Genomic DNA, 26,273 nt, shown 5'->3' on the forward strand with positions numbered 1-26,273 from the left:
GATGGGAAACGACCATGGCGCAGCCTGCCCCCCTGCCCCGGCCTGCCAACCTGCCCGATCCGGCCACCGCCGGCAGCGCGGTCCTGTGCGGGCCGACGCTGGCACCGCGCGACCGCCGGTCGCTTGGGCAGATCCTGCTGGAAGACGGGGCGGTCGATGCGGGGGACCTGCTCAAGGCGACGGTGATCCAGCAAAAGCTGCGCCTGCGGCTGGACCAGGTATTGCTGGCCCAGGGGATGGTTCAGCCCGCCGCCTTGGCCCGCGCGCTGTCGCGGCAGTGGCGCACCACCGCCATCGACCCCGACGTGACGCCCGCCGACCCGCGGCTGATCGACGACGCGGGGGCCGGGTTCTGCCTGACGCACGGGCTGCTACCCTGGCGGCGAATCGGCGGGGTCACCTGGATCGCGACGGCGCGGCCCGATGATTTCGCGGCCGTGCTGCCCCTGCTACCGCGCCAGTTCGGCCAGGTCCGCATGTTGCTGTGCAGTGCGGACCAGGCCCAGGGCGGTGTGCTGAACTCCCGCCGGACCCGCCTGATCCGCGAGGCGGAGACGCGCGTCCCCGCCATCGAAAGCTGTCGCACGCAGGACCAGGCCCGGACGGCACGCCTGGCGATCGCGGCGCTGGCCCTAACCGCGGCCGGCCTGATCCTGGTCCCGACGCTGATCGTGGGGCTGCTGACCTCCTGGGCGGTGCTGACCCTGCTGACGCAGAGCGGGCTGAAGCTGGCGTCGTTCCTGGCGGCGCGGCGGGCGCTGCGCGAGCAGGATGCCCATGCGCTGGCCATCCGACAGGGTCATCCCATCCCCCCGCTGATGGAGGCCGCGCTGCCGCTGATCTCGGTCATGGTGCCGCTGTTTCACGAAAAGGACGTCGCGGGCAAGCTGGTCGCACGGCTGGCGCGGCTGGACTATCCGCGGGAACTGACCGACATCCTGCTGGTGATCGAGGCCAGCGACGAGATCACCGAGGGCGCGCTGGACGGCGTGCGCCTGCCGCATTGGATCCGCGTCGTGCGGGTGCCCGACGGGCCGATCAAGACCAAGCCCCGGGCGCTGAATTATGCGCTGAACTTCTGCCGCGGCCAGATCGTGGGCATCTGGGACGCCGAGGACCGACCCGATCCCGATCAGCTGCACAAGGTTGCGCGCCGCTTTCATGTCGCGCCTGCGGACGTCGCATGCCTGCAGGGAGCGCTGGATTACTATAACCCGCGCACCAACTGGCTGGCGCGGTGCTTTACCATCGAATACGCAAGCTGGTTCCGCATCCTGCTGCCGGGGGTCGCGCGTCTAGGGCTGATCGTGCCCCTGGGCGGCACCACCCTGTTCTTTCGCCGCCACCTGCTGGAAGAGGTCGGCGCATGGGATGCATGGAACGTGACCGAGGACGCCGATCTGGGCGTCCGCCTGGCCCGGCGCGGATACCGGACAGAGATCATCGAGACCACGACCGATGAGGAGGCGAACTGCCGCGCCCTGCCATGGGTCAAGCAGCGGTCGCGCTGGCTCAAGGGATACGCGATGACCTGGGCGGTGCACATGCGCGATCCTGCGGCGCTCTACCGCGATCTGGGGGCGTGGCGCTTCTGGGGCTTTCAGGTCCAGTTCCTGGGGGCGCTGTCGCAATACCTTCTGGCACCGATCCTGTGGAGCTTCTGGCTGCTGACCTTCGGCCTGCCGCATCCGCTGCGCGCACCGCTGGAATCCGGGGTAGGCTCTTGGGCGATCGTCGGCCTGTTCGGATTGTTCGTCGCGTCCGAGGCGCTGAGCATCTTCGTCGGCATGCGTGCGGTCAGTGGGGCAAAGCACCGCCATCTGATGCCTTGGGTGCCGACGCTCCATCTCTATTTTCCGCTTGGATGCCTGGCCGGGTGGAAGGCCATCTACGAGGTCGTGGCCAAGCCCTTCTACTGGGACAAGACCGCCCACGGCCTGTTCGTCGAGGCGGCGGATGCCCCCGTCATCCCCCTGGCACCGGGCATGGTCTCGATCCCGGTCCTGGGCCAGATCGGCGGCCGGTCCCTGGCAGAGGTGGCGGCGGACCTGCAGAGCAGCGCCGGACAGGCCACCGCGGGACAGCCCAACCTGGTCCAGATCGATGCGCCGGCAGTCGAACCGGATGCCATGCGCTATCCTCAGGACCGCGCCGCCAGCGGCTAGTCGGGCGGACTTTCGTCCGACAGATGTCCCTCGACGATGGCCTGCACCGTGGCGAAATCGTCGGACAGCCGATCACGCAGAGTATCGGGGCTGTCGGCCTCGACCTCGCGCAGCAGGAAATCCTGGCCACCGCGCCCGATCACGTCCATGTCCAGCGGCCTGTCCGTCAACAGGCGGGCGGCGGCATGCACGCGCCACAATCCCCGCCAGATCGACGACAGGCGGTCCGCCTGTTCCGCCGTCAGCAGCCCCGCCCGGCGACCCGCCCGCAACTGCGCCAGCGTCGACCGCGCTGGATCGCCCGCCCGCAAGGCGCAGCTCTGCGCCAGCAGGTCGATGTCCTGCAGCCGCCCGGCCCCCTGTCGCACGTCGAAGGCCCCGCCCGGCGGCTTTGCGGCGAACAGGCGGTCACGCATCTGGCCTGTGTCGGGCAAAACACGCGGATCGATGCCGCGTTCGGCCAGCACCTTCAGCCGTAGGGTCTCGATCTGCTGGCACAGCATATCCGCATCGGGCCCGATCTGCGCGACGCAGCGCGCGCGGGTCAGGGCCAGATGCTCCCATGTCCAGGCCTCGGTCATCTGGTAGGTGCCGAAGCTGTCGATCGAGGTCGCCACCGGCCCTTGCCGCCCCGACGGGCGCAGCCGCATGTCGACCTCGTACAGCCGGCCTTCGGCGGTGGGCGCAGACAGGGCGGTGACCATCGCCTGCGTCAACCGGGCGTAATAGGGGCGCGCGGCCAGCGGGCGCGGCCCGTCCGAGGCATCGACCCCGTCCGCGTCATAGATCACGATCAGATCCAGGTCCGACCCGGCGTTCAGCACCCGCGCGCCCAGGGAACCCATGCCCACCACGACCGCGCCGCGGCCCGGCGGCGGGCCATGGCGGCGCGCGAAATCGGCGGCGGTCACCGGCAGCAGCGCCGCCACGCAGGCCCCCGCAAGGTCCGCGTATTGCACCGCCGCCTCGTCCGCGCCGATCAGGCCGCGCAGGTGATGGACGCCGATGCGGAACTGCCATTCATGCGCCCACCGCCGCGCTGCATCCAGCGCCCGTTCATAGCCACCGCCAGGCTGGCTCAGGGCCCGTTGCAGGACCGCGTCAAGTTCCTGGACCAACCCGGCCTCCCGCGGCCAGGGGGCGAAGAAGCTGCCTGCCAGCACGCCGTCCAGAACGGACGGATGGCGCGCCAGATAGGCGGCCAGCGCGGGCGCCGTTCCGCAGATGTCGACGATCAGGTCGATCAGCTGAGGATTGGCCTCGAACAGCGAGAACAGCTGGACCCCCGCAGGCAGGCCGGACAGGAAACTGTCGAAGCGGGCCAGCGCCTCGGCGGGGTGGCCCGCGCGGGCCATGCGCGACAAGAGCGGCGCCTCGATCCGGCGAAAGATCTGGCGCGCCCGGTCGGACCGCAGCGCGGGATAGGTCTGCCAGCGCTGGATCACCGCCCGCGATTCGTCCGACAGGTCGGGCAGGCTTTCGGTCGGTTCGGTTGGGGCGAAGAACCGTTCGGTCAGCGCATGCACACGTTCCAGCCGCGATTTCAGCCGGGCGCACCAGGCTTGGACATCAGCCTCGCCCATCAGGGCGGCGATCGTGGCCAATCCCTGATCGTCCTTGGGCAGGCTGTGGGTCTGGGCGTCGTTCACCATCTGGATGCGGTGTTCGATGTCGCGATGGTCGCGGTAATGCGCCGTCAGTTCCTCTGCGACGTCCCGGGGGATCCAGTTCTTGGCCGCCAGCGCCGCCAGCCCGCCGACCGTGTCGCGGCATTGCAGGTCGCGGTCGCGCCCGCCCGCGATCAGCTGGCGGGTCTGGGTGAAGAACTCGATTTCGCGGATGCCGCCGCGGCCCAGTTTCAGGTTGTGGCCCGCCACCTCCAGCCGCCCGCCCAGACCCTTGTGGTCGCGGATGCGCAGCCGCATGTCATGGGCGTCCTGGATGGCCGCGAAATCCAGGTGCTTGCGCCAGACGAAGGGCCGCAATTCGCGCAGCAGTCGTTCGCCCGCGGCGATGTCGCCCGCCGCCGCGCGCGCCTTGATGAAGGCGGCGCGTTCCCAGGTCCGCCCCTCGGCCTCGTAATAGGCCAGCGCCGCGGCGGTCGAGATGCAGACCGGCGTCACCGCCGCATCGGGCCGCAGCCGCAGGTCGGTGCGAAAGACATAGCCGTGATCGGTCACGTCGGACAGGGTCGCGGCCATCCGCCGCGTGGCTCGGATCAGGGCGGCGCGCGCCTCCATCTGGTCGGCCTCGGCATAGGCGGTCTCGTCGAACAGGACGATCAGGTCGATGTCCGAGCTGTAGTTCAGTTCGCGCGCGCCGCCCTTGCCCATCGCCAGCGCGAAGATGCCGCCCGCATCGGCGTCCGTGGCGGGCAGCATGCCGCGACGGATCTCGGTCGCGACATGGGCGCGCAGGGCCAGGTCGACGGCGCGGTCGGCCAGGTCGGACAGCGCGCCGGTCACCTGCTCCAGCGTCCAGACGCCGCCCAGATCGGCCAACGCCGCCAGCAGCGCCACCCGCCGCTTGGCGCGGCGCAGCGCCACGCCCAGGGCATCCGCGTCCAGCGATTGCAGGCCCGCAGTCTCGCGCGCGACGACGTCGTCATGGTCCAGCGCATCGGGCAGCCAGTCGACCTCGGACCGCAGCAGACCGGCCAGATAGGGGCTGCTGCCCGCGGCGCCCGCGATCAGGTCGCGCATCCGGTCGGACAGGGTCGGGAACAGTGCCGCCGCATCCGCACCGCGGGCGGCATCGACGGGCAGCGGAAGGCGGGTGATGCGGGACTGAAAGCTCATGCGCGCCACCTTGCCGGGGTCGCCCCGGCCCGTCAACGCAACGCGCGGTAAACCATGTTGCGCGGAACCGGCGGGCCCGCTGCTTTCCACGCTTGGCCTGCCGGGAAATCGTTGCTAGGCTTTCGCGCACACCAACCCGCGATACGGAACCTTCTGCGCCCGCATGATCAGTTGCGACCTGACCAGATGCTGCAAGGGGCGCACCTGATGCGCCATACGCTGCCCCATGCGCCGCAGTTCTATGTGACCGCGCCACAGCCCTGTCCGTACCTGCACGGGCGGGCCGAACGCAAGCTGTTCACCGCGCTGCAGGGCGACAATGCGGCGGAACTGAACAACGCGCTGTCGCGGCAGGGATTCCGCCGGTCGCAGAACGTGCTTTACCGACCCAGCTGCGAAAGCTGCGTGGCCTGCATGTCGGCGCGCATCCGGGTGGCCGATTTCCGCCCCTCCAAGACGCAACGCCGCATCACGACCCGCAACGCCGCCCTGCGCCGCTTGGCCACCAGTGCCTGGGCGACCGAGGATCAGTTCGAACTGTTCCGCCGTTATCTGGACAGCCGCCATGCGGATGGTGGCATGGCGGACATGGACATCTTTGAATTCGCCGCGATGATCGAAGAGACGCCGGTCAAGACCCGCGTCATCGAATATCGGTGCAGCGACGATGCGATGCCGGCGCTGGCGCAGGGCGACGATCACCTGGCCGGTGTGTGCCTGACCGACGTGCTGGATGACGGGCTGAGCCTTGTCTACAGCTTCTACGATCCGCTGCTGCGGCCGGCCAGCATGGGCACCTACATCATCCTGGACCATATCGAGATCGCGCGGGCCGCGGGCCTGCCCTATGTCTATCTGGGCTATTGGGTGCCGGGCAGCCGCAAGATGGACTACAAGGCCCGCTTCAGCGCGCTAGAGATCTACAAGGGTGGCGTCTGGCAGGATATCGGCAACCCCGAGGATCATTCGAACGAAGCGCATCCCCTGTCCGTCGATCCGATCGTCGAACAGGTCGCCCGTATCGCGCTGCCGCAATTCGACCGATAGCGTTCGTCAAACCGCGAAATAAAGTTTCAATTTCCGGCGTGCCTGCGTCACTTTCTCCGCCAAATGCCATTGACCCTGTCCGAACGTGACCCTAGGTTGCGCCGACGCGGGGCCGAGACGAGTGCGCTTTGCGGGTGTTTTTGATGGATGGAGCAAGACGATGTCCCGAACAATGACGGGTGCGAGAATGGTGGTCGAGGCGCTGCGCGATCAGGGCGTCGATACCGTATTCGGCTATCCGGGCGGGGCCGTCCTACCCATCTATGACGAGATCTTTCAGCAGAACGACATCACCCATGTCCTGGTCCGCCACGAACAGGGCGCCGTCCACATGGCCGAGGGCTATGCCCGCGCGACCGGGAAACCGGGCGTCGTGTTGGTCACGTCGGGCCCCGGCGCCACGAACGCGGTCACCGGCCTGACCGACGCGCTGCTGGATTCGATCCCGCTGGTCGTGCTGTCGGGCCAGGTCCCGACCTTCATGATCGGCACCGACGGCTTCCAGGAGGCCGACACGGTCGGCATCACCCGCCCCTGCACCAAGCACAACTGGCTGGTGAAGGACACGGACAAGCTGGCCGCGACGATCCACAAGGGTTTCCACGTCGCCACCTCGGGCCGTCCCGGTCCGGTGCTGATCGACATCCCCAAGGACGTGCAGTTCGCGACCGGCACCTATGTCGGGCCAAAGCAGGTCGACACGGGCCGCTATCAGCCGACGAAGAAGGGCGATCTGGGCGCGATCACCCGCCTGGTCGAACTGATCGAGCAGGCCGAGCGTCCGATCCTCTATACCGGCGGCGGCGTCATCAATTCGGGTCCCGGCGCCAGCCAACTGCTGCGCGAACTGGCCGAAGCGACGGGCTTTCCGGTCACCTCGACGCTGATGGGGCTGGGCTGCTATCCGGCATCGGGCGACAAGTGGCTGGGCATGCTGGGGATGCACGGCACCTACGAGGCGAACCTGGCCATGCACGGCTGCGACCTGATGATCAATATCGGCGCGCGCTTCGACGACCGGATCACCGGGCGGATCGCGGATTTCAGCCCCGGATCGGTCAAGGCGCATATCGACATCGACCCGTCGTCCATCAACAAGGTCGTGCGCGTCGACGTGCCGATCGTCGGGGACGTGGGCCATGTGCTGGAGGATCTGCTGAAGGTCTGGAAATCGCGCGGCCGCAAGACGAACAGCGCCGCGGTCCAGCAATGGTGGGGCCAGATCGAGCAATGGCGGGCCCGGAAATGCCTGGCCTATCGCCCTAGCGACACGATCATCAAGCCGCAGCACGCGCTGGAACGGCTGGAGGCGCTGACCAAGGGCCACGACCGCTACATCACCACCGAGGTCGGCCAGCACCAGATGTGGGCGGCGCAGTACCTGGGCTTTGAAGGGCCGAACCGTTGGATGACCTCGGGCGGTCTGGGCACGATGGGCTATGGCCTGCCCGCATCCATCGGTGTGCAGATGGCCCATCCCGAGGCACTGGTGATCAACGTCGCGGGTGATGCCAGCTGGCTGATGAACATGCAGGAGATGGGCACGGCCGTACAGTTCCGCCTGCCGGTCAAGCAGTTCATCCTGAACAACGAACGCCTTGGCATGGTCCGCCAGTGGCAGCAGCTGCTGCACGGCGAGCGTTACAGCCAGTCCTGGTCCGACAGCCTGCCCGATTTCGTCAAGCTGGCCGAGGCCTTCGGCTGCGCCGGCGCGCAGGTGCGCGACCCTAAGGATCTGGACGCCGCGATCCAGCAGATGATCGATTACGACGGCCCCTTCATCCTGGACGTGCTGGTCGAGAAGCACGAGAACTGCTTCCCGATGATCCCTTCCGGCAAGCCGCATAACGAGATGCTGCTGGGCGAGGCCGAGACGCAGGGCGTAATCGAATCCGAAGGCGCGGTGCTGGTCTGAGACCGGCCGGAAAGAGAGCAGAACCATGAACGCTTTGAACATCCAGAAGGGCATGTCCAGCCATTCGGCCTATGACCTGCGCGATCCGCACGCCCCGCGCGAGGAGAGCCACACCCTGGCCGTCCTAGTCGAGAACGAGCCGGGCGTCCTGGCGCGCGTGATCGGCCTGTTCGCAGGGCGCGGCTACAATATCGACAGCCTGACCGTGGCCGAGGTCGACCACAGCGGCCACCGCTCGCGTATCACGGTGGTCACGCGCGGCACCCCCGAGGTGATCGAGCAGATCAAGGCGCAGCTGGGCCGCATCGTGGTCGTCCACGAGGTCCATGACCTGACGGTCGAGGGGCCGGTGGTGGAACGCGAACTGGGCCTGTTCAAGGTGCGTGGCACCGGCGACAAGCGCGTCGAGGCGTTGCGCATCGCCGAGATCTTTCGCGCGAACGTGGTCGATTCAACGTTGGAAAGCTTTGTCTTCGAATTGGTCGGCACGCCGTCCAAGCTGGAGGCCTTTGCCGATCTGATGCGTCCCCTAGGTCTGACCGACCTGGCGCGCACAGGGGTCGCCGCACTGTCACGCGGCGCCTGATCGCCCCCTTAGCGTGCGGCCCCGCTGCGGGGTCGCGCATAGGTCGTCGCCGGGCGCCGGGTGGACGACGCCACGGATCCGCTTGGCACGGCATCCTGATGCGCCACGACGCGCAGGGCTGGCCGTGACGCCTGCTGTTGCTGCGAATCGGCCAGGATTCGCGGCAGCTGCAAACAGCTTTTCTCCGACAGCATGGTCACGTTCAGGGCATGGCGCAGGTTGCCGACGGTCCGGGTTTCCAGTTCGACCAGATCACCGGGCTGGGGCCATTCGCCGGGCCCGGCGAAATTCGCGGTTCCCTGCAGATAGGCCAGCGTTGCTTGATCTTCGCACCAGATGATCGCCTTTTCACGCGACCCGCTGCTCCATACGACAACCCCGATCATGGGCGCCCCTTCATAGAAAAGGCGCCGAAGCGCCGGATGGTATCGATTCAAGGATCTGTCTTGTGCAAACCTTTGCCGACTAAAGCAGAAAACCGCCGGTATGCCAGCTTTTTCCTTTCACCACGTGAATTTTATTGCAGCCGGAGGTTGTCGCGTTGCGGCGCAGGCACAACCCCACCACCAGCCCTAGCGGATGCGCCCCGCCTGCACGTCGGCCACCGCGCGGCGGACCTGCGCCAGGCGTTGCCCGCGTGCCGGGTGTGTGCCCAGGACGTGGTTTCCGGGGTCGGGGATTCGCTGGAACAGGCCCGAACCAGAGATCGGATCATAGCCTGCGTTCAGCGTGATGATCGCGCCAAGATAGTCCGCCTCCAGCTCCCATTCCTTGGAATAGTAGCGTGCGCCGACCGATGCACCGATCTCTTGCGCGCGGGCGATGGCGCCGGTGTCGCCGCCATAGGCGGAGGCCAGGCTGCCAAGGACGACGGCCGCGGCGGTAGCCGCCCCGGACTTGCGATCCAGGTGGTTCAGGATGTGGTGCGCGGCCTCGTGCCCCACGACGAAGGCGATCTCGTCCGGGTTCTGGGTCTGCGCGATCAGTGACAGGGTAAAGCCCACGACCGGGCGCCCGTTGCGGTCGACGGTCTGGAACGCGTTCGGCTCCAGCCCCGGGCGGTCGTCGACGACGAACAGGAAATCGCAGCTGATCGGCGCGGTGCGGCGGTTAAGGCAGTCTTGGCGGACGGCGGGCTCCATCCGGCGCATCACCTGGACAAAGCTGCGCGCAGCGCCGTCCGGCGTTGCCGCGTGCGGGGCCGACGGGGCCGGCAGGACCGGGACCTGCGGGACGGGCGCGGGCATGCGGGCGGTGCCGGGTGCGGGCAGCGGCGCACAGCCCGCGACGGCCACTGCCGCGATCAACCCTGCCAGCCAGCTGCGCGCCATCATCTGTCCCATCGTCCCTGCCCTGTTGCGCCGCCCCGGCGTCGGCGCGATCCTGTCGGCGCAGAATACCCCCTGCCCGTCCGGCGTAAACCCCGACCGCTTGCCGCAGCCCCCCTTTCACGCGATTGTCGGGCCTTTCCCAAGGAGATTCGGATGTTCACCATCGAACACGACTTCGACGCGACCGTGATCACCCTGATCGACGAGGCCGAGGCCCAGACACGCCCGCTGAACGAGGACGTCGTCATCCTGGGCTTTGACGACCGGGTGATTCTGGAACAGATGAGCGATGACGGCGAAGAGGTCGTACGCATCACCCTGTCCATGCATCAGCTGACCGAACTGCGCCTTGCGCTGAACCTGCCCGAGGGCAATTACCGCATCGAAAAGGAAGACTAAACGCCCGCCCGCGGCCAGCTTCTCGGCTACCGCCCCTGATCTTACAGGAGATCCGCATGGACCACCGCAACGACGCCGCCCTGCAGTTTCTGGCCACCCGCCGGTCCCACCCGCCCAAGATGATGACCGGCCCGGGCCCGGACCCTGACCAGCTGGCCGATCTGCTGACCCTGGCGGCCCGCGTTCCCGATCATGGCAAGCTGGAGCCGTGGCGCTTTGTCGTGCTGGGCCGCCAAACCCTGGATGCGATGGCGCCGCGGCTGCGCGATGCGGTCCTGGCCGCGGGGCAGGATCAGGCGGCGGCGGACAAGGCGGCCTCGGCCATGGCGTCGCCGGTGATCGTGGCGGTTGTCTTCTCCCCGGTCGACAGTCCCAAGGTTCCCGAATGGGAGCAGGTCCTGTCGACGGGCGCGCTGTGCCTGGGGCTGGTCAACGCGGCGCTGGCATCCGGTTGGGGCGCCGCCTGGCTGACGGGCTTTGCGGCGCTGGACCAATCCTTCGCGCAGGCGCATCTGGGCATCGCGGCGCATGAGCGCGTCGCGGGGCTGATCCATATCGGCACCCGCGGCGCGCAGCCCCCGGAACGCCCGCGCCCCGACATCGCCGCCAAGACCGAGTGGCGGCCATGATGCCCATTCGCGCGCTGCTGCGGGGTTGGGCCGACCTGCTGCGCCCATCGGTGCTGCGGCTGGTGCTGCTGGGCATCGGGCTGACGCTGGTGCTGTTCGTGGCCCTGCAGGCGGCGATCTTCTGGGCGCTGCGGCTGTGGCTGCCGGGCGGGGTCACGCTGCCCTGGCTGGGCCAGATCGAGTTCGGTCAGGTGCTGTCCTGGGGATCGCTGGCGCTGTTTCCGGTGATGGGGATCTTCCTGATGGCCCCGGTCGCCGCCGGTTTTGCGGGCCTCTTCGCGGAAACCGTTGCCGAAAAGGTCGAGGCGATCCATTACCCGGACCGCCGCGGCACGTCGCTGGACTTCTTCGACGGGCTGCTGGAATCCGTGGCGGTCGTGCTGGCGGTCCTGGGGGTGCTGGTGATCAGCCTGATCCTGACGCCCTTCATCGGCCCCTTTGCGCCCCTGCTGTTCCTGAGCGCGAACGGCTGGCTGCTGGGGCGCGAGTTCTTTCAGATGGCCGCCCGCCGCCACCTGGACGAAGGCCCGGCCAACGACCTGCGCCGCGCCCATTCGGCGCGCGTGACCCTGACGGGCGTGCTGGTCGCGGTGGGCCTGGTCATCCCCGTGGTCAACATCGCCGTGCCGCTGCTGGCGGCGGCGGCCTTCACCCACCTGTTCCAGATGATCAGCGGATCCACTGGTCCAGATTCGAGATATCCGCGCGCGTGATCACGCCGCCCAGGATGATCCACGCCAGCACGGCCCAGATGGCGCTGGTGATGGCCGTGGTCCAGATCAGCTTGCGCCGCCAGTTCACGCCCGACGGTGCGCCCGCATGGGTGCCGGGAATGACCTCTCCGGCATCGGCCTGACTGCGCTGCCCGATGGGCATGACGCAGAACAGGGTCAGGAACCACAGCGAGGCGAACAGAACAATACCGCCGGTCAGGTTCATCAGATTTGCTCCAGTTCGATCAGGCAGCCGTTGAAATCCTTGGGGTGCAGGAACAGCACGGGCTTGCCATGGGCGCCGATCTTCGGCTCTCCGGTGCCCAGCACGCGGGCGCCTTGTGTCTTCATGTGGTCGCGCGCGGCGATGATGTCATCCACCTCGAAGCACATGTGATGGATGCCGCCCGACGGGTTCTTGTCCAGGAACCCGCGGATCGGGCTGTCGTCGCCCAGGGGGTACAAAAGCTCGATCTTGGTGTTCGGCAGTTCGATGAACACCACGGTCACGCCGTGGTCGGGTTCGTCCTGGGGCGGGCCGACCGTGGCCCCCAGGGTGGTCTGGTACTGTGCCGCCGCCGCCTGCAGGTCGGGGACGGCAATAGCGACATGGTTCAGGCGACCGATCATCGTCACATCCTCCGTTTCAGGCGGTTCTAAGCCCTGGGCGCGCCGCGGGAAAGGAAAAGCATCGCCGTTAACCGGTTCTTAGCGAATCGGGGCTTAACTGGGCGTGAAGACGTGGATGGGGACACAGACATGCTGACGGATATCACGGCCGACACGCCCAAGCCCTTGCCGCAATGGCGTTTGTCGCTGCCCAACAGACCGCTGACAGGCCTGACGGTGCTGGTGATCGAGGATTCGCGCTTTGCCAGCGAGGCCGTGCGGCTGCTATGTCTCAAGTCCGGTGCGCGGATTCGCCGCGCGGATTGCCTGCGGTCCGCGGCGCGACATCTGCGCAGCTATCGTCCGGCGGTGGTGGTGATCGACCTGGGCCTGCCCGATGGCGACGGGGTCGCGCTGATCGCGGAACTGCACGCCGCCGAACTGCGGGTGCCGGTGATCCTGGCGATGTCCGGCGATCCCGACCGCGCGTCCGAGGCGCTGGCGGCGGGTGCGGACGGGTTCCTGCCCAAGCCGGTCGAGAGCCTGGCGGTGTTCCAGCAGGCGATCCTGCGGGTGCTGCCCGCCGATACCGGGGCGATGACGCTGCGGGCGCTGCCCGACGACGTGATCCAGCCCGACCCCTCGGGCCTGCGCGACGATCTGGCCCACGTGGCCGAGGTGCTGTCCAGCGCCCATGACACGACCGAGATCGACTATATCGCCCGCTTCCTGGCCGGCGTCGCCCGCTCGGCGCACGACCCCGCGCTGGAGGCTGCGGCCACAGCACTTGCGCGCGACTATAACGCGGGCCACGCGCTTGCGACGGATCTGGCCCGCATCAGCGGCATGGTCCAGGACCGCCTGTCCCGCGTGGCCGAGATGTAGGATCAGGCGGTCATCCGCGGATCGGACCCCATGTCCAGTCCGGGAAAGACCGACCCCTCCAGGGTGGCACGATCGATGCCGAACTTGGCGTGCATCGCCCAGGCCGCATAGGCGCGAATGTCGCGAAGGGGCATCAGGTCGCGCCCGTCGTACAGGTCGTCCTCTGCCAGACCCGGCCAATCGCCCATCATCCGCCCGCCGCGCACGGCGCCCCCCGCCGCCAGCAGCGTGCCCCCGGTGCCGTGATCGGTCCCCGCCGATCCGTTCTCGCGGACGGTGCGTCCGAACTCGGTCATCGCCATGACGGTGGTGCGGGCCCAGTTCGCGCCCAGATCCGCCTTCAGCGTCAGAATCGTGTCGGCCAGCCGCCCCAGCATCCGCGGCAGCGACCCCGCCTGCCCCGCATGGGTGTCCCACCCGCCGATGGAAAAGCTGGCGATCCGCGTCTGGCCGTTCAGGCGGTCCGCGGCAAAACGCGCGATCTCCAGGTGGTCCTGTCCCGGCTTGCCTGTGGCAAGGTCCGGCGACAGGCTGGCCACGATCTCCATCGCCTGCGCACTGGCGTCGCGGAACAGCGGGTCATCGTGATAGATGCGCGTCAGCAGCTGCTCGGCCTGCGGGCTGAGGTCCATCTGCGCCTTGGGGGTCCAGCTTTTGGCCGGGGCCTGCCCCTGCAGGATGCGCATCTGCGAGACCCCTACAGAATAGGCGGTCTCCGACGCCTGCCCCGGCATCGCCTGCAGCAGCCGGTTCAGCCAGCCGTCCTGCTGGGCATCCAGGTTCAGGTCGGTGCCCGTGCCGGCCTCCAGCATGGTCTGGCCGTCGAAATGGCTGCGCTTGTCGCGATAGGGCGTCGAGACGGCGGGCGCGAAGGCCAGTTGCCCTGCCTGCCACAGCGGCATCAGCTCCGACAGGCCCCGATGCAGCGCAAAGAACCCGTCCAGATCGGTGGCGCCGTGATCGGGTCCAAGCGACAGGGTCTGGCGCAGCCCCCGAAGTGCGGGGTCGCCATAGGGCTGAAACGCGTCCAGCCCGTCCATCGCGCCGCGCAGGATGATGACGACCAGGCGATTGTCGCCCGGCGCCGCCGCGAAGGTCGCCGACGACAGCAGCGGATGCGCGGCGGCCGAGCAGCCGATCAGCGCCGTCGATTTCAGGAACAGCCGCCGAGACAGCATCGCGTCACCTCCGGTTGAAATCGGCCGAGGCCAGGATCAAGGCCACGCCCTCGGCCTGGCTTTCGGCGCGCGGGACCGCCCAGGACAGCGCCTCGGACGCGGTGTCGCCCAAGGCCGCACGCAGCAGCTGGCGTGCGTCGGGCAGCGGGTCGGTCAGCCGCGACGGCGCGCTCAGCGCCCAGGTGATGCGCATTGCCAAGCCCTGCGGGCTGGCCCAGGCCGCCTGATCCTCGGGCCAGCCGTCGGGCCCCAAGGGGCTGCCCCAGGCCTGCCCCATCGCGGTCATCGGCTGCAGCAACAAACGCTGCAGCTGGCCCGGCTTCATGTCGCGGACCTGCCGCCCGTCGACGCCAAGGCCGCGCAGGGCGGCCACCAGAAAGTCGAAGGGCTGCCGCATCTTCTGGCGGAACTGCTGCCGCAGTTCCGGCGCCTCTGCCAGCGCCAGGTTCATCGCGCCCAGATCGCCGCCGGTATCGGCGAACACGGCCGCCAACCGATCGACCAGCGGCTGCGGCGGATCGTCCGCGACGAAATGCACGGCCATCTTGCGGGCGATATGCCGGGCGGTCGCCGGATGGCGGGCCAGATCGGCGATGACCCCGCGAATGTCGTCCAGACTGGCGCGCCCCCCACCATAGCGGGCGCCCAGAACCGTCTCGGCCCCCGGTTCGGCCTGGCCGGGACGGAAGATGCCCGTCTGCCGGGGGTGATAGGCCAGTCCGGTCAGCAGTTCGGCCAGCTGCGTCACGTCCTGCTGGGAGTAATCGGCCCCCACGCCAAGGCTGTGCAGTTCGATCATCTCGCGCGCCAGGTTCTCGTTCAATCCCAACGGCTTGTCGGGATTTCTGCGCGCGCGGGCCGAGTTGGGGCCGACCGACCGGTCCTGATCCAGATAGCGCACCATCGCCGGATGGATTTCGGCCGCCAGCATCATGTCGGCGAACCGACCGGTCAGATGCGGACGGATCGCATCCTGGACAAAGGCGTCGGTCATCAGGTTCCAATAGACCGTGCCACCGGTGACGGTGAAATGATCGGCCCAGAACCAGACCAGACGTTCCCCGAAGCCGGAATGGTCATCGACTGCGCGCGCGAAACGGTTCTGGATCGCCGCACGATAGATGCCGCCCAGCCTGCGCCGATAGGCGACATCGCGATCGCGGGCGGCAGGATCGCCGGCGCGGGCGGCGGCGCCAAGGTCAAGGCCCTTGTCCTGCCAGGCGCGGACCTTGTCCAGCGTCACGGCCTGCGGCCCGATCCGCGTGGCCGCCGCAACCGATGCCGCCATTCCCGCCGGGTCGGCGGGCGGTGTCAGGCGCGGCGACAGGCCGAAGCCAAGGCGGATCGCGGCGATTTCAGCATAGGACGGCATCGGGCGACAGGCTCCGGCTGGTGCTGCTGTGCAGCATCATGCCATGCCCGCCGCCCGGGGTCAGGTCACTCTTTCGGCAACGCGCGCAGACGCAGGTCGCGCATCTGTTCGTTGGTGGGCTCTGACGGGGCGCCCATCATCAGGTCCTCGGCGCGCTGGTTCATCGGGAACATGATGACCTCGCGGATGTTCTGCTCGTCCGCCAGCAGCATCACGATGCGGTCGATGCCCGCGGCACAACCCCCGTGCGGCGGCGCACCATAGCGGAACGCCTTGACCATGCCGCCGAACCGCTTTTCGACCTCACTTGCCGGATAGCCGGCCAGCTCGAATGCCTTAAACATGATCTCGGGCTTGTGGTTGCGGATCGCGCCGCTGATCAGCTCATAGCCGTTGCAGGCCAGGTCGTACTGGTATCCCAGAACCTCCAGCGGGTCGCCGTTCAGCGCCTCCATCCCGCCCTGCGGCATCGAGAAGGGGTTGTGGCTGAAGTCGATCTTGCCGTCGTCGGTCTTCTCGTACATCGGGAAATCGACGATCCAGGCGAACTTGAACTGGTTCTCGTCGATCAGGCCCAGCTCGCGCCCGATCTCGGTGCGGGCGCGGCCCGCGACGGCCTCGAACTGGTCGGGACGGCCGCCCAGGAAGAAGGCCGCGTCACCCTCGGCCAAGCCCAGCTGCGTGCGGATCGCCTCGGTCTTCTCGACGCCAAGCGCCTTGGCGATGGGACCGGCGGCCTCGGTCGAACCGTCCTCGGCGCGGCGCCAGATGATGTAGCCCATGCCGGGCAGCCCCTGCCCTTGCGCAAAAGCGTTCATGCGGTCTGCGAACTTGCGGCTGCCGCCGGTGGGCGCGGGAATGGCGCGGACCTGGGTGCCCTCCTGTTCCAGCAGCTTGGCGAAGATGCCGAAGCCCGACCCGCGGAAGTGATCGCTGACCACCTGCATCTCGATCGGGTTCCGGAGGTCCGGCTTGTCGGTGCCGTATTTCAGCAGGCTGTCGGCATAGGGGATCAGCGGCCAGTCGGCGTCCACGCGGCGGCCGCCACCGAACTCCTCGAACAGGCCCTGGATCACCGGCTGGACGGTGGCAAAGACGTCCTCCTGACGGACAAAGGACATCTCCATGTCCAGCTGATAGAAATCGGTCGGGCTGCGGTCGGCGCGCGGGTCCTCGTCGCGGAAGCAGGGGGCGATCTGGAAATACTTGTCGAAACCCGCGACCATGATCAGCTGCTTGAACTGCTGGGGCGCCTGCGGCAGGGCATAGAACTTGCCCGGATGCAGCCGCGATGGCACCAGGAAGTCGCGCGCGCCCTCGGGGCTGCTGGCCGTGATGATCGGCGTCTGGAATTCGGTGAAGTTCTGGTCCCACATGCGGTTGCGGATCGACCGGATGACCTTGGACCGCAGCATGATGTTGTTGTGCAGGCTGTCGCGGCGCAGGTCCAGAAAGCGATAGGCCAGTCGCGTCTCCTCGGGATAGTCCTGGTCGCCGAAGACCGGCAGGGGCAGTTCGTCCGCGGGTCCCAGCACCTCGATTTCGGTGGCATAGACCTCGATCTCGCCGGTGGGCAGCTTGGCGTTGACCAGCGACGCGTCACGCATCTTGACCCGGCCGTCGATGCGGATGACCGTCTCTGCCCGCAGCTTGTCCATCGCGGCAAAGGCCGGGCTGTCGCTGTCGGCCAGAACCTGCGTCATGCCGTAATGGTCGCGCAGGTCGACGAACAGCACGCCCCCGTGGTCGCGGACCCGGTGGACCCAGCCCGACAGGCGGACGGTGGTTCCGGCATCGGCGGCCTTCAGGTCGCCGCAGGTATGGCTGCGATAGGCGTGCATGAGCGTTTTCCCCAGTTTTTCAGCCCCCGCACAAAGCGCGGGCCGGGCGGGAAGTCAACCTCTTAGAGCGGGCCTTCAGAACGGCCGCACCACGTTGCCGCTGTAGAAATAGACGCCCATGCCGACGGCGAACAGCACGTTCCCGGCCACCGCGTGCAGCGCCCAGGCCGCCGGAAAGCCGTGCCGCAGATAGGCGCGGGCAAAGAACCAGCCGCCCACGAAGGTCATGATCGCCACGATCCAGGACCAGTACATCAGATGCGCGAACGAAAAGATGGCCGCGTTCAGCGCGATGGCCGCCCGCCCCTGGGGCAGGATCGCGCCGTAGCGGTGAAAGAACAGCGGGCGGAAGATCAGCTCCTGCGGCAGCGCCGACAGGATCGGATAGAAGGTCCAGATGACCAGCAGGAATTCGGGCCGGTTGCGGGGGATCGAGAACAGCGCCTCGGGGCGCATCCAGGCCAGGATCAGCCAGCCCGCCGCCAGCGTCGCCAGCGCGATGCCCGCCAGCTCCTGCCAGGGCATCCGCCGCCAGCCCCGCACCAGAACGCGCCAGCGGAACCCGCCGGTGATCCACAGCAGCGCCATCCCGGCCAAGCTGAACACCGCCAGCGCGGTGAACAGCTGATCGGGCGGCAGGAACAGTGCGATGGCCAGCGGCGCCCCGACATAGAGCGCCGCGAACTCGACCTGCAGCCAGCGCCGCGGGGCTAGCGAACCAGACGCGCCTGCAACCATCGCGCCCAATCCGCAGCCGAGCCCGCAAAGGCGTTGATGTCCGTGTCACCGCGGATGCCCGGAACGATGCCCGTGCCGGTATACTGCCAGAACGTCCAGCGCTGGCCCGGATAGGTGACACTGGGATGATCCGCGACCGAGCGCAGCCAGAACTCGGCGTTCATGCGGCCCATCTGGTTCTCGCGATAGAAATCGACGGTGGTGTAGATGATCGGGCGCTGGCCGTAATGGCGGCCGACGATCTGCATGAACACCTCGGCCTCGCGCAGAACCTCGGCAGCCGGGGGGCGGCGGGGACAGTTGCGCGAATTGGTCCATTCCATGTCCAGGACGGGCGGCAGCGATCCGGCCTCGCGCGGGACGTTTTGGATGTACCAATAGGCGTTCTCGGCGCCCGAGCGGCAGAAATAGTAGAAATGATAGGCGCCCCGCGGGATCCGGGCCTGCGCGGCCTCGTACCAGTAGCGGCGGAAGTTCGGGTCGGCGTGATCGCCCCCCTCGGTCGCCTTGATGAAGGCGAAGCTGATGCCCGCGCCGCGCACCCGGTTCCAGTCGATGTCCCCCTGCCAGCGCGAGATGTCGATGCCGTGCACCGCATGCCCATAGGGCGCGCCGTTGCGCCACTGGTGCGGCGCGCGGTCGCCCAGCTGCGGGTTCGCCCCGGGTCCGGGCGCGACCTGGTAGCCGCCAGGCGCCTGCCCCCGCGGCGGCGTCCGTCCGCAGGAGACGGCGAATGTCACCACCGCCAACCCCAGCAACAGCTTTGTCAGAAATTTCATGCCTGCCCCTTCTTCTGTCCGAAGATACCGCCCGCGGCGCTTTGCGCGCCATTCTGTGGCCGTTATCTCAAACCCGTGAGGCAATGTCATCGGCCCAAGCCGGTCACGGTTGCGTCAGAAGAACGCCCGGACCATTTCGGGTCCGGGCGCGGGGAATGCGGAATGTGGGCGCGGCTCAGTTCGCGGGGGCAGGGGCGTCGTCGCCTGCGGGCCGGTCGGCGGTGCCGGTGGGGGCGGTCGTGGCGTCGGCCGGGGTATCCGCGCCGGGCGTGGTGGGTTCGCCGACATCTTCGCCCAGACCCTCGGCATCGCTGATCGGCGTGTCGGCGGGCGGGGCGGTCGTGGCGATGCCGTCTTCCTGTTCGTCCACGCCAGGCGTGAAGACGAAGAACACCAGTGCCGCCACGACCAGCGCGACGATGATGGCGATGATCGCGGGCTTGTGGTTGCGCGCGGCTTTTTCCGGCTCGTGGTTGTGGGACATGGGATCACTTTCCTGTTGGACTCGCAAGGAAACGTGGCCGGGGGTGGGCGGTTCCGCAACAGCTTGGCAAACCCCGCGTCCGTCTGCCATGAAGGCCCGACACCCGCCCCGATCAGGACCCGCGCAGATGACCGATCCCACGCTACCCCCCGGACTAGTCGCGGACGGACCTGCGACAGCACGCCGCGCCTTCGTCACCCTGGTCAGCAATGCCGCCTACCTGCCGGGCGCCGAGGCGCTCCTGCGTTCCCTCAGGCTGACCGGGACCTCCGCCGATCTGGCGGTGATGCACCGCGGCCTCGATGCGGATGCGCAGGCCCGCCTGTCGGCGCTTGGGGCCAGGCTGATCCGCGCCGACCTGCTGCCCACGTCGGACGCCTTCGACCAGGCCCACGCCCGCGACGCGCTGCATGCACGGGCCGCATTCCTCAAGGGCGGAAAGCCGGATTTCCATACCCCCTTGGACAATTTCATCAAGCTGCGGCTGTGGCAGCTGGACTACGACGCCTGCGTCTTCATCGACGCCGACGCGATCGTGCTGCGCCCGGTCGACAAGCTGTTCGATTTTCCGGAATTCTGCGCCGCGCCCAACGTCTATGACGGGCTGGACGGGTTCGGCCGGATGAATTCGGGCGTCTTCACCGCACGCCCCGATCCCGCGACCTTCGCCGCGATGATGGCCCGTCTGGACCGGCCGGGCGCCTTCTGGCGGCGCACGGACCAGACCTTCCTGCAGGAGTACTTTCCCGACTGGCAGGGGCTGTCGATCCACCATAACCTGCTGCAATACGTCTGGACGCACATGCCGCAGCTTTGGGACTGGACCCAGATCCGCATCCTGCATTTCCAGTACGAAAAGCCTTGGCAGGATCACCCCAAGGCCGACAGTCTGCGCCCGCTGATCGACCTCTGGCGCCAGATCGCGGCAGGCGGACCCCTGCCCGACCTGAACGCCCTGCCCGGCCCGCCCGCCTGATGCGCGTGGCCCTGACCGGCGCGTCCGGGATCGTCGGTCGCTATGCCGCGCGCGCCCTTGGCCGGGCGGGCCACGACGTCACGCCCCTGGACCGGGCCCATGGCTGGGCGTTGGGCGACCCTGCGCCGCTGCAGGGCCATGACGCGCTGATCCACTGTGCCTTCGCCCACGCGCCGGGCCGCTATCGCGGCGGAGAAGGCGACGACCCCGCGGCCTTCATCGCTGCCAACCTGGACGGCACGCGTGCCCTGTTCGATCAAGCCGTGCGGCAGGGGGTGGGGCGGGTGCTGTTCCTGTCCTCGCGCGCGGTGCATGACGGTCATCCGCCGGGGATGCGCCTGCCCGACGACCTGCCCGCCGCGCCGACCACGCTCTACGGCCAGGTCAAGGCCGGGGCAGAGGCGTATCTGGCATCGCTGCCGCTGGCCGGCTGCGCGATCCGCGCGACCGGCGTCTATGGTCCCGGCCCCGCGCATAAATGGCGGACGTTGTTCGCCAACTACCTGTCCGGTCGCCCCATCGCCTCGCGCATCGCGACCGAGGTCCACGCCGCCGACCTCGCCCGGGCGCTGGTCCTGCTTCTGTCGACGGGGGTGCTGCCATCCACCGTCAATTGCAGTGATCTTGTGTTGGATCATCACGACCTGCTGGCGATCGTCCGCGACGCCACCGGCAGCCGTCACCCGTTGCCAACGCGTGCCGATGCGTCACGCCTGCGCGTCCCGGACTGCACGGCACTGATCGGCGCCGGATGGCAACCCGGGGGTGATCGCCTGCTGCGCCACACGATCCGTCGATTGCTGCGGGACTAGGTCACGGATCAGCGATGCCTTCGGGGGGTCCGGGGGGCAGCGCCCCCCGGCGTCGCGGGACGCAATCAGCCTCGCCGGATCGACGCCATGCCCAGCACCCGCGCCCGCTTGCGCGGATCGCTGTCGAACAGCGCCGCCAGCTGCTCGGTGATCGCCCCGGCCAACTGCTCCGCATCGGTGATCGTCACGGCCCGCTGGTAATAGCGGGTGACGTCATGGCCTATGCCGATCGCCAGCAACTCGACGGCGCGGCGCTTCTCGACCATCGCGATCACGTCGCGCAGGTGGCGTTCCAGGAAGTTGGCAGGGTTGACCGACAGGGTGCTGTCATCGACCGGCGCGCCGTCCGAGATCACCATCAGGATCTTGCGTGCCTCGGGGCGGCGGGTCAGGCGCTTGTGCGCCCATTCCAGCGCCTCGCCGTCGATGTTCTCCTTCAGCAGCCCCTCCTTCATCATCAGCCCCAGATTGGGACGGACGCGGCGCCAGGGCGCATCGGCGGACTTGTAGACGATGTGGCGCAGGTCGTTCAGGCGCCCGGGCTGGGCCGGACGGCCCGCGGCCAGCCACGCCTCGCGCGACTGCCCGCCCTTCCAGGCGCGCGTGGTAAAGCCCAGGATCTCGACCTTGACGTTGCACCGCTCCAGCGTGCGGGCCAGCACGTCGGCGCAGATCGCCGCGATGCTGATCGGACGACCGCGCATCGACCCGGAATTGTCGATCAGCAGCGTCACGACCGTGTCGCGGAACTCGGTGTCCTTCTCGATCTTGAAGGACAGCGGCATGGTCGGGTTCGCCACCACGCGGGCCAGGCGGCCGGCGTCCAGGACGCCCTCCTCCTTGTCGAACTCCCAGCTGCGGTTCTGCTGGGCCTGCAGGCGGCGCTGCAACTTGTTGGCAAGACGGCTGACGGCCCCGCGCAGGGGCTCCAGCTGCTTGTCCAGATAGGCCCGCAGGCGCTCCAGCTCGGCGATGTCGGCCAGATCCTCCGCGCGGATCTCCTCGTCCCAGGTCTGGGCAAAGACGCGGTAATCGGGGCTGGCCTCGCTGACCGGGGGCGGCAGGTCGGGCGGGCTGTCCTGATCGGGCATCTCCGCCTCGTCCGCCATCTCGTCCTCGGCGGTGTCGTCCATGCCGACCTGGGCCTGGCGCTCGTCCTGGGTCTGCTCCTGGCTGCGCTCGGGGCTGGCGTCGCTCTCCTCGCTGTCGTCCTGATCCTGCGATTCGCTGTCGCCGGATTCCTCGTCCTGCTCGGCGTTCTCGTCGCTGTCGTCATCCTCGGGCTGGTCCGGATCCTCGCCCAGCTGGTCGCCATAGCCCAGGTCGGTGATGATCCGCCGCGACAGCCGAGAGAACGCGGCCTGATCCGCCAGCGCATCGTTCACGTCCGCCAGCGCCCCCGAGGCCTGGCTCTCGACAAAGGGCCGCCACAGGTCGGCGACATGCTGCGCGCCCGCAGGCAGCGCCCGCCCGGTCGCAGCCTGGCGCAGGATGTAACCCGCCGCCACCGACAGCGGCGCATCGGCCGGGGCCTTGATCTGGGCATAGCCCTTCTTGTCGGCCTCGGCGCCGATCTTGGCGTCGATGTTGGACAGCGCCCCCGGCATGTCCCGCGCGCCAAGCGCCTCGCAGCGCGCGGTCTCCAGCGCCTCGTACAGCTCGCGGGCCATCGGGCCCGCGGGGGAATAGCGGGCATGGGTGCCCGCATCGTGGTGGCGCATCCGCATGGCCAGCGCGTCGGCCGTGCCGCGCGCCAACAGCACCTCGTCGCGGCCCATGCGGCGGCTGATCTGCGGCAGGCGCATCGTGTCGCCCGCAACCCCGGCCGGGTCCGCGCTGAAGGTCACGTTCAGTTCGTGTTCGCCCGCCAGCGCGCGCGTCGCCTCGGTCAGGGCCTTCTTGAACGGGTCGGCGGGGTTGTCGGATTTCTTCATCTGCGGATGGCCCCCTTGGCCGCGCGGGCCTCAGCCCGCCTTGGCGGCTGCGCTTTCCGGCAATTCCTCGTCGAACAGGCGCTGATAGAACTCTGCCACGGTCTGGCGCTCCAGCTCGTCGCATTTGTTCAGGAAGGTCAGGCGGAACGCGTATCCCACGTTGTCGAAGATGCGCGCGTTCTGCGCCCAGGAAATGACCGTGCGCGGGCTCATGACGGTGGACAGGTCGCCCTGCATGAAGGCGGTCCGCGTCAGGTCGGCCAGCGTCACCATCTGGTTGATGGTCTTGCGGCCCTTCTCGGTGTTGTAATGCGGCACCTTGGCCAGCACGATCGCGGCTTCGGCGTCGTGACGCAGATAGTTCAGCGTCGCGACCAGCGACCAGCGGTCCATCTGGCCCTGGTTGATCTGCTGGGTGCCGTGATAGAGGCCGGTCGTGTCGCCCAGGCCCACCGTGTTGGCGGTGGCGAACAGGCGGAAATAGGGGTTCGGCGTGATGACCTCGTTCTGGTCCAGAAGCGTCAGCTTGCCGTCGGCCTCCAGCACGCGCTGGATCACGAACATCACGTCCGCGCGGCCCGCGTCGTATTCGTCAAAGACGATCGCGGTCGGGTTCCTCAACGCCCAGGGCAGGATGCCCTCGTGGAACACGGTGACCTGCTTGCCGTCGACCAGCTTGATCGCGTCCTTGCCGATCAGGTCGATCCGGCTGACGTGGCTGTCCAGGTTCACGCGCACGCAGGGCCAGTTCAGGCGCGCCGCGATCTGTTCGATATGGGTGGACTTGCCCGTCCCGTGATAGCCCTGGACCATGACGCGGCGGTTGTAGGCAAAGCCTGCCAGGATCGCCATCGTCGTGTCGGGATCGAACTTGTAGGTGCTGTCGATCTCGGGGACGCGATCCGTGCGGTCGGCAAAGCCCTTGACCTTCATGTCGCTGTCCAGACCGAACACCTCGCGCAGGTCGATCTCTTCGGTGGGTTTCGCGTTCATGTCCAGCATCGGCCCTAGCCCTTTCCATCACATCGGCGCATTGATCGCGCATTCGAGCAACGGGTGCAAGGCACGGCGCGGGCGGCCGCCACCCCGTGCGCGCGTTGACGCGCGAGGGTGTGCTTCATAAGGTGCCCACAACCCTTGGAAGGATGCCCCGGTTTTGACAGACGCACGCCGTTCCGAACTGGAAACCCTGATCGCCCGTACCGCCATGGGTGATCGCGACGCCTTTGACCGCCTGTACGACGCGACATCGGCCAAGCTGCACGCCGTGTGCCTGTCCGTTCTCAAGGACCGCCCCGAGGCCGAGGAGACCCTGCAGGAGGTCTATATCCGCGTGTGGCAAAGCGCCGCGCGCTATGCCTCGAACGGGCTGTCGCCGATGACCTGGCTGATCACCATCGCCCGCAACCGATCCATCGACAGGCTGCGCGCCCGCGGATCACGCCCGGTGACCGCGCCCGAAGATGCCGCGGCCTTCGTCGCCTGCAGCGCGCCGGGTCCCGAATCGGCCACGATCATGGCCCAGGAACGCCGCATGCTGGACGACTGCCTGGCCAGGCTGGCCGAGGCGCAGGCGGGCGCCGTGCGCGCCGTCTACCTCGAGGGGGTCAGCTATGCCGACCTGGCCGCGCGTGAGGGGCTTCCCATCAACACCGTGCGCAGCTGGCTGCGCCGCAGCCTGCTGCGACTGAAGGATTGCGTAAGCCAATGACCGACGACGCCCCGCTGACCCCGTCCCAGGAAGACCAGGCGCTGGCGGCCGAGCTGGCGCTTGGCCTTTTGGACGGACCCGAGGCCGCCGCCGCGACGGCCCGCATGTCCACCGACCCGGATTTCGCCCGCATCGTCCACGACTGGTACGAACGCATGGCCGGCATCGCCGAGGCGCTGACCCCGGTCATGGCCCCTGCCCGCGCGCGCCAAGCGATCCGCGAACGGTTGGGCCACGTCACCCCGCCCCTGGCCAACGACCCGACCGAACGGCGGGCCTGGTGGCGCGGTCCGATGGGCGCGCTGGCCGGGTTGCTGGCCGTCGCCGCGACAGCCGCGTTCCTGTGGCTGCCCGGGCTGCAGCAGCCCGCCGCCCCCGCCTATCAGGCACAGCTTGCGACCCAGGATCAGGTCCTGCGCGTCGCTGCCCGCATCGACGGGCGCGACATGGAGATCGCGCTGGAAAGCGGCGCCGCCCCCGATGACCGCGACTGGGAGATCTGGTGGGTGAAACCCGACGGCTCGGCCCCGGTATCGATCGGGCTGGTCCCGCGCGACGGCACCTTGCGCATGACGCTGCCGGATGGACTGGACCCCTCGGCCGACATCCAGATCGCGCTGTCGGACGAACCGGCGGGCGGATCGCCGACCGGCCAGGCGACCGGGCCGGTCGTGGCCATCGCGCCGCTCACGTCCTTGTGATCGCGGATTGACCGGGGGGTTGCGCAACTAACCCGCGCCCGCCGCGTGTTTGGGACTGTCGGGCGCAGAAATGCCGCCCAGAACCAAAACCGGAGGAAGTCCATGACCACCCGCTTTACCAAAGTCGGCGCTTCGATCATCGCTGCCACCATCGCGCTTGGCGCACCGGCCTTTGCCCAGAACACCATGGTGGGCGGCGCCGAGATGTTCCCGAACCGCAACATCGTCGAAAACGCCGTGAACTCGGCCGACCACACCACGCTGGTCGCCGCCGTGCAGGCCGCAGGCCTGGTCGAGACGCTGTCGGGCCCCGGCCCCTTCACCGTCTTCGCCCCCACCAATGCGGCCTTCGAAAAGCTGCCCGACGGCACTGTCGAGGACCTGCTGAAGCCCGAGAGCCTGCAGACCCTGCAGACCATCCTGACCTGCCACGTCGTCCCGACCGAGGCGATGTCGTCCGCCGTGGGTCGCATGATCCAGCAGGGCGGCGGTTCGGCCGCGCTGGAGACCGTGGGCGGCTGCACGCTGACCGCCAGCATCCGCGCCAGCGACAACGCCCTGCAGATCACCGACGAGAACGGCAACGTCGCCACCGTGCTGATCCCCGACGTGGACCAGTCGAACGGCGTGATCCACTCGATCGACACCGTGCTGCTGCCGGCGTCCTAAG

At 68.3% G+C, this 26,273-nt stretch carries 26 protein-coding genes; 13 read left to right on the plus strand and 13 right to left on the minus strand.

What is annotated here, in order from left to right:
• Positions 1-14 precede the first annotated feature (14 nt).
• Positions 15-2,165 carry a glycosyltransferase gene (locus tag PRL19_RS00285; protein WP_273743537.1) on the plus strand — a complete coding sequence of 717 codons (2,151 nt, stop codon included), beginning with the start codon at positions 15-17 and terminating at the stop codon, positions 2,163-2,165.
• Here the strand turns inward: PRL19_RS00285 and PRL19_RS00290 are convergent.
• On the minus strand, positions 2,162-4,963 hold the full coding sequence (locus tag PRL19_RS00290) for a [protein-PII] uridylyltransferase family protein (protein ID WP_273743538.1): 2,802 nt from the start codon (positions 4,961-4,963) through the stop codon (positions 2,162-2,164). The two genes, PRL19_RS00285 and PRL19_RS00290, sit on opposite strands and share 4 nt — an antisense overlap.
• A 207-nt stretch (positions 4,964-5,170) precedes the next feature.
• Here PRL19_RS00290 and PRL19_RS00295 point away from each other — a divergent pair, with 207 nt between their 5' ends.
• The 3 genes from PRL19_RS00295 (at position 5,171) to ilvN (ending at position 8,511) form a co-directional block, all read left to right on the plus strand.
• Positions 5,171-6,010 (plus strand): arginyltransferase, encoded by an 840-nt coding sequence (locus PRL19_RS00295; protein WP_046001162.1) that lies wholly within the window; start codon positions 5,171-5,173, stop codon positions 6,008-6,010.
• Positions 6,011-6,170: 160 nt separating this feature from the next.
• Entirely contained in the window at positions 6,171-7,925 is a 1,755-nt protein-coding gene (locus PRL19_RS00300; RefSeq protein WP_045981602.1) for an acetolactate synthase 3 large subunit, read from the plus strand.
• A gap of 25 nt (positions 7,926-7,950) precedes the next feature.
• The gene (gene ilvN / locus PRL19_RS00305; RefSeq protein WP_045981603.1) at positions 7,951-8,511 is read left to right on the plus strand and encodes an acetolactate synthase small subunit; all 561 of its coding nucleotides are present in this window, start codon (positions 7,951-7,953) and stop codon (positions 8,509-8,511) included.
• 8 nt (positions 8,512-8,519) lie between these two features.
• Here ilvN and PRL19_RS00310 read toward each other — a convergent pair whose 3' ends face one another.
• Together PRL19_RS00310 and PRL19_RS00315 are read right to left on the minus strand one after the other, a co-directional pair.
• A complete protein-coding gene (locus tag PRL19_RS00310) occupies positions 8,520-8,897 on the minus strand; it encodes a hypothetical protein (RefSeq protein WP_273743542.1) in 378 nt (125 codons plus the stop codon).
• Positions 8,898-9,083: 186 nt separating this feature from the next.
• Positions 9,084-9,854 carry a M48 family metalloprotease gene (locus tag PRL19_RS00315; protein ID WP_273743543.1) on the minus strand — a complete coding sequence of 257 codons (771 nt, stop codon included), beginning with the start codon at positions 9,852-9,854 and terminating at the stop codon, positions 9,084-9,086.
• Positions 9,855-9,995: 141 nt separating this feature from the next.
• Here PRL19_RS00315 and PRL19_RS00320 point away from each other — a divergent pair, with 141 nt between their 5' ends.
• Genes PRL19_RS00320 through PRL19_RS00330 form a run of 3 tightly spaced genes read left to right on the plus strand, consistent with a single transcriptional unit; the run spans position 9,996 to position 11,583 of the window.
• The gene (locus PRL19_RS00320) at positions 9,996-10,241 is read left to right on the plus strand and encodes a hypothetical protein (RefSeq protein WP_273743544.1); all 246 of its coding nucleotides are present in this window, start codon (positions 9,996-9,998) and stop codon (positions 10,239-10,241) included.
• Positions 10,242-10,297: 56 nt separating this feature from the next.
• Complete coding sequence (locus PRL19_RS00325) at positions 10,298-10,870, plus strand: nitroreductase family protein (RefSeq protein ID WP_273743545.1); 573 nt, start codon at positions 10,298-10,300, stop codon at positions 10,868-10,870.
• Positions 10,867-11,583 carry an EI24 domain-containing protein gene (locus PRL19_RS00330; RefSeq protein ID WP_273743546.1) on the plus strand — a complete coding sequence of 239 codons (717 nt, stop codon included), beginning with the start codon at positions 10,867-10,869 and terminating at the stop codon, positions 11,581-11,583. The genes PRL19_RS00325 and PRL19_RS00330 overlap by 4 nt, the downstream gene beginning before the upstream one ends.
• Here the strand turns inward: PRL19_RS00330 and PRL19_RS00335 are convergent.
• Together PRL19_RS00335 and mce are read right to left on the minus strand one after the other, a co-directional pair.
• On the minus strand, positions 11,540-11,809 hold the full coding sequence (locus PRL19_RS00335) for a DUF1467 family protein (protein WP_045981605.1): 270 nt from the start codon (positions 11,807-11,809) through the stop codon (positions 11,540-11,542). The genes PRL19_RS00330 and PRL19_RS00335 overlap by 44 nt on opposite strands.
• A complete protein-coding gene (gene mce, locus PRL19_RS00340) occupies positions 11,809-12,213 on the minus strand; it encodes a methylmalonyl-CoA epimerase (RefSeq protein ID WP_042246072.1) in 405 nt (134 codons plus the stop codon). Before mce ends, PRL19_RS00335 begins: the two co-directional genes overlap by 1 nt.
• A gap of 129 nt (positions 12,214-12,342) precedes the next feature.
• On the opposite strand from mce, the gene PRL19_RS00345 reads away from it, so the two are divergent.
• On the plus strand, positions 12,343-13,077 hold the full coding sequence (locus tag PRL19_RS00345) for a response regulator (protein ID WP_081994695.1): 735 nt from the start codon (positions 12,343-12,345) through the stop codon (positions 13,075-13,077).
• 2 nt (positions 13,078-13,079) lie between these two features.
• On the opposite strand, the gene PRL19_RS00350 is transcribed toward PRL19_RS00345, so the two are convergent.
• From PRL19_RS00350 to PRL19_RS00375, 6 genes are all read right to left on the minus strand, one after another.
• Positions 13,080-14,255 carry a DUF1501 domain-containing protein gene (locus PRL19_RS00350; protein WP_273743547.1) on the minus strand — a complete coding sequence of 392 codons (1,176 nt, stop codon included), beginning with the start codon at positions 14,253-14,255 and terminating at the stop codon, positions 13,080-13,082.
• 4 nt (positions 14,256-14,259) lie between these two features.
• Complete coding sequence (locus PRL19_RS00355) at positions 14,260-15,627, minus strand: DUF1800 domain-containing protein (protein ID WP_273743548.1); 1,368 nt, start codon at positions 15,625-15,627, stop codon at positions 14,260-14,262.
• A 65-nt stretch (positions 15,628-15,692) separates the two neighbouring features.
• On the minus strand, positions 15,693-17,468 hold the full coding sequence (gene aspS, locus PRL19_RS00360; RefSeq protein WP_252927535.1) for an aspartate--tRNA ligase: 1,776 nt from the start codon (positions 17,466-17,468) through the stop codon (positions 15,693-15,695).
• A gap of 75 nt (positions 17,469-17,543) precedes the next feature.
• Positions 17,544-18,206, minus strand: a complete 663-nt coding sequence (locus tag PRL19_RS00365) for a CPBP family intramembrane glutamic endopeptidase (protein WP_046000981.1) — start codon at positions 18,204-18,206, stop codon at positions 17,544-17,546.
• A complete protein-coding gene (locus tag PRL19_RS00370; protein ID WP_139598450.1) occupies positions 18,179-18,985 on the minus strand; it encodes a glycoside hydrolase family 25 protein in 807 nt (268 codons plus the stop codon). The genes PRL19_RS00365 and PRL19_RS00370 overlap by 28 nt, the downstream gene beginning before the upstream one ends.
• Before the next feature lie 175 nt (positions 18,986-19,160).
• Positions 19,161-19,469, minus strand: a complete 309-nt coding sequence (locus PRL19_RS00375; protein ID WP_045981610.1) for a tripartite tricarboxylate transporter TctB family protein — start codon at positions 19,467-19,469, stop codon at positions 19,161-19,163.
• A 127-nt stretch (positions 19,470-19,596) separates the two neighbouring features.
• On the opposite strand from PRL19_RS00375, the gene PRL19_RS00380 reads away from it, so the two are divergent.
• Together PRL19_RS00380 and PRL19_RS00385 are read left to right on the plus strand one after the other, a co-directional pair.
• Positions 19,597-20,445 (plus strand): glycosyl transferase, encoded by an 849-nt coding sequence (locus PRL19_RS00380; protein ID WP_273743549.1) that lies wholly within the window; start codon positions 19,597-19,599, stop codon positions 20,443-20,445.
• Positions 20,445-21,257: an NAD-dependent epimerase/dehydratase family protein gene (locus PRL19_RS00385; protein WP_273743550.1), complete on the plus strand. Its 813-nt coding sequence runs from the start codon at positions 20,445-20,447 to the stop codon at positions 21,255-21,257. The genes PRL19_RS00380 and PRL19_RS00385 overlap by 1 nt, the downstream gene beginning before the upstream one ends.
• A gap of 65 nt (positions 21,258-21,322) precedes the next feature.
• Here the strand turns inward: PRL19_RS00385 and cobT are convergent, their stop codons facing one another.
• Positions 21,323-23,191, minus strand: coding sequence for a cobaltochelatase subunit CobT (gene cobT, locus PRL19_RS00390; RefSeq protein ID WP_148912034.1), 1,869 nt, complete (start codon positions 23,189-23,191; stop codon positions 21,323-21,325).
• Between the two features lie 30 nt (positions 23,192-23,221).
• Positions 23,222-24,193 carry a cobaltochelatase subunit CobS gene (gene cobS / locus PRL19_RS00395; protein WP_045981614.1) on the minus strand — a complete coding sequence of 324 codons (972 nt, stop codon included), beginning with the start codon at positions 24,191-24,193 and terminating at the stop codon, positions 23,222-23,224.
• 154 nt (positions 24,194-24,347) lie between these two features.
• On the opposite strand from cobS, the gene PRL19_RS00400 reads away from it, so the two are divergent.
• From PRL19_RS00400 to PRL19_RS00410, 3 genes are all read left to right on the plus strand, one after another.
• Positions 24,348-24,902 (plus strand): sigma-70 family RNA polymerase sigma factor, encoded by a 555-nt coding sequence (locus tag PRL19_RS00400; RefSeq protein ID WP_045981615.1) that lies wholly within the window; start codon positions 24,348-24,350, stop codon positions 24,900-24,902.
• Positions 24,899-25,603, plus strand: a complete 705-nt coding sequence (locus tag PRL19_RS00405; protein WP_273743551.1) for an anti-sigma factor — start codon at positions 24,899-24,901, stop codon at positions 25,601-25,603. Before PRL19_RS00400 ends, PRL19_RS00405 begins: the two co-directional genes overlap by 4 nt.
• Before the next feature lie 102 nt (positions 25,604-25,705).
• Positions 25,706-26,272, plus strand: coding sequence for a fasciclin domain-containing protein (locus PRL19_RS00410; protein ID WP_046000986.1), 567 nt, complete (start codon positions 25,706-25,708; stop codon positions 26,270-26,272).
• Position 26,273 lies beyond the last annotated feature (1 nt).

Source organism: Paracoccus marcusii, from assembly GCF_028621715.1.
GTDB classification, from domain to species: domain Bacteria; phylum Pseudomonadota; class Alphaproteobacteria; order Rhodobacterales; family Rhodobacteraceae; genus Paracoccus; species Paracoccus marcusii.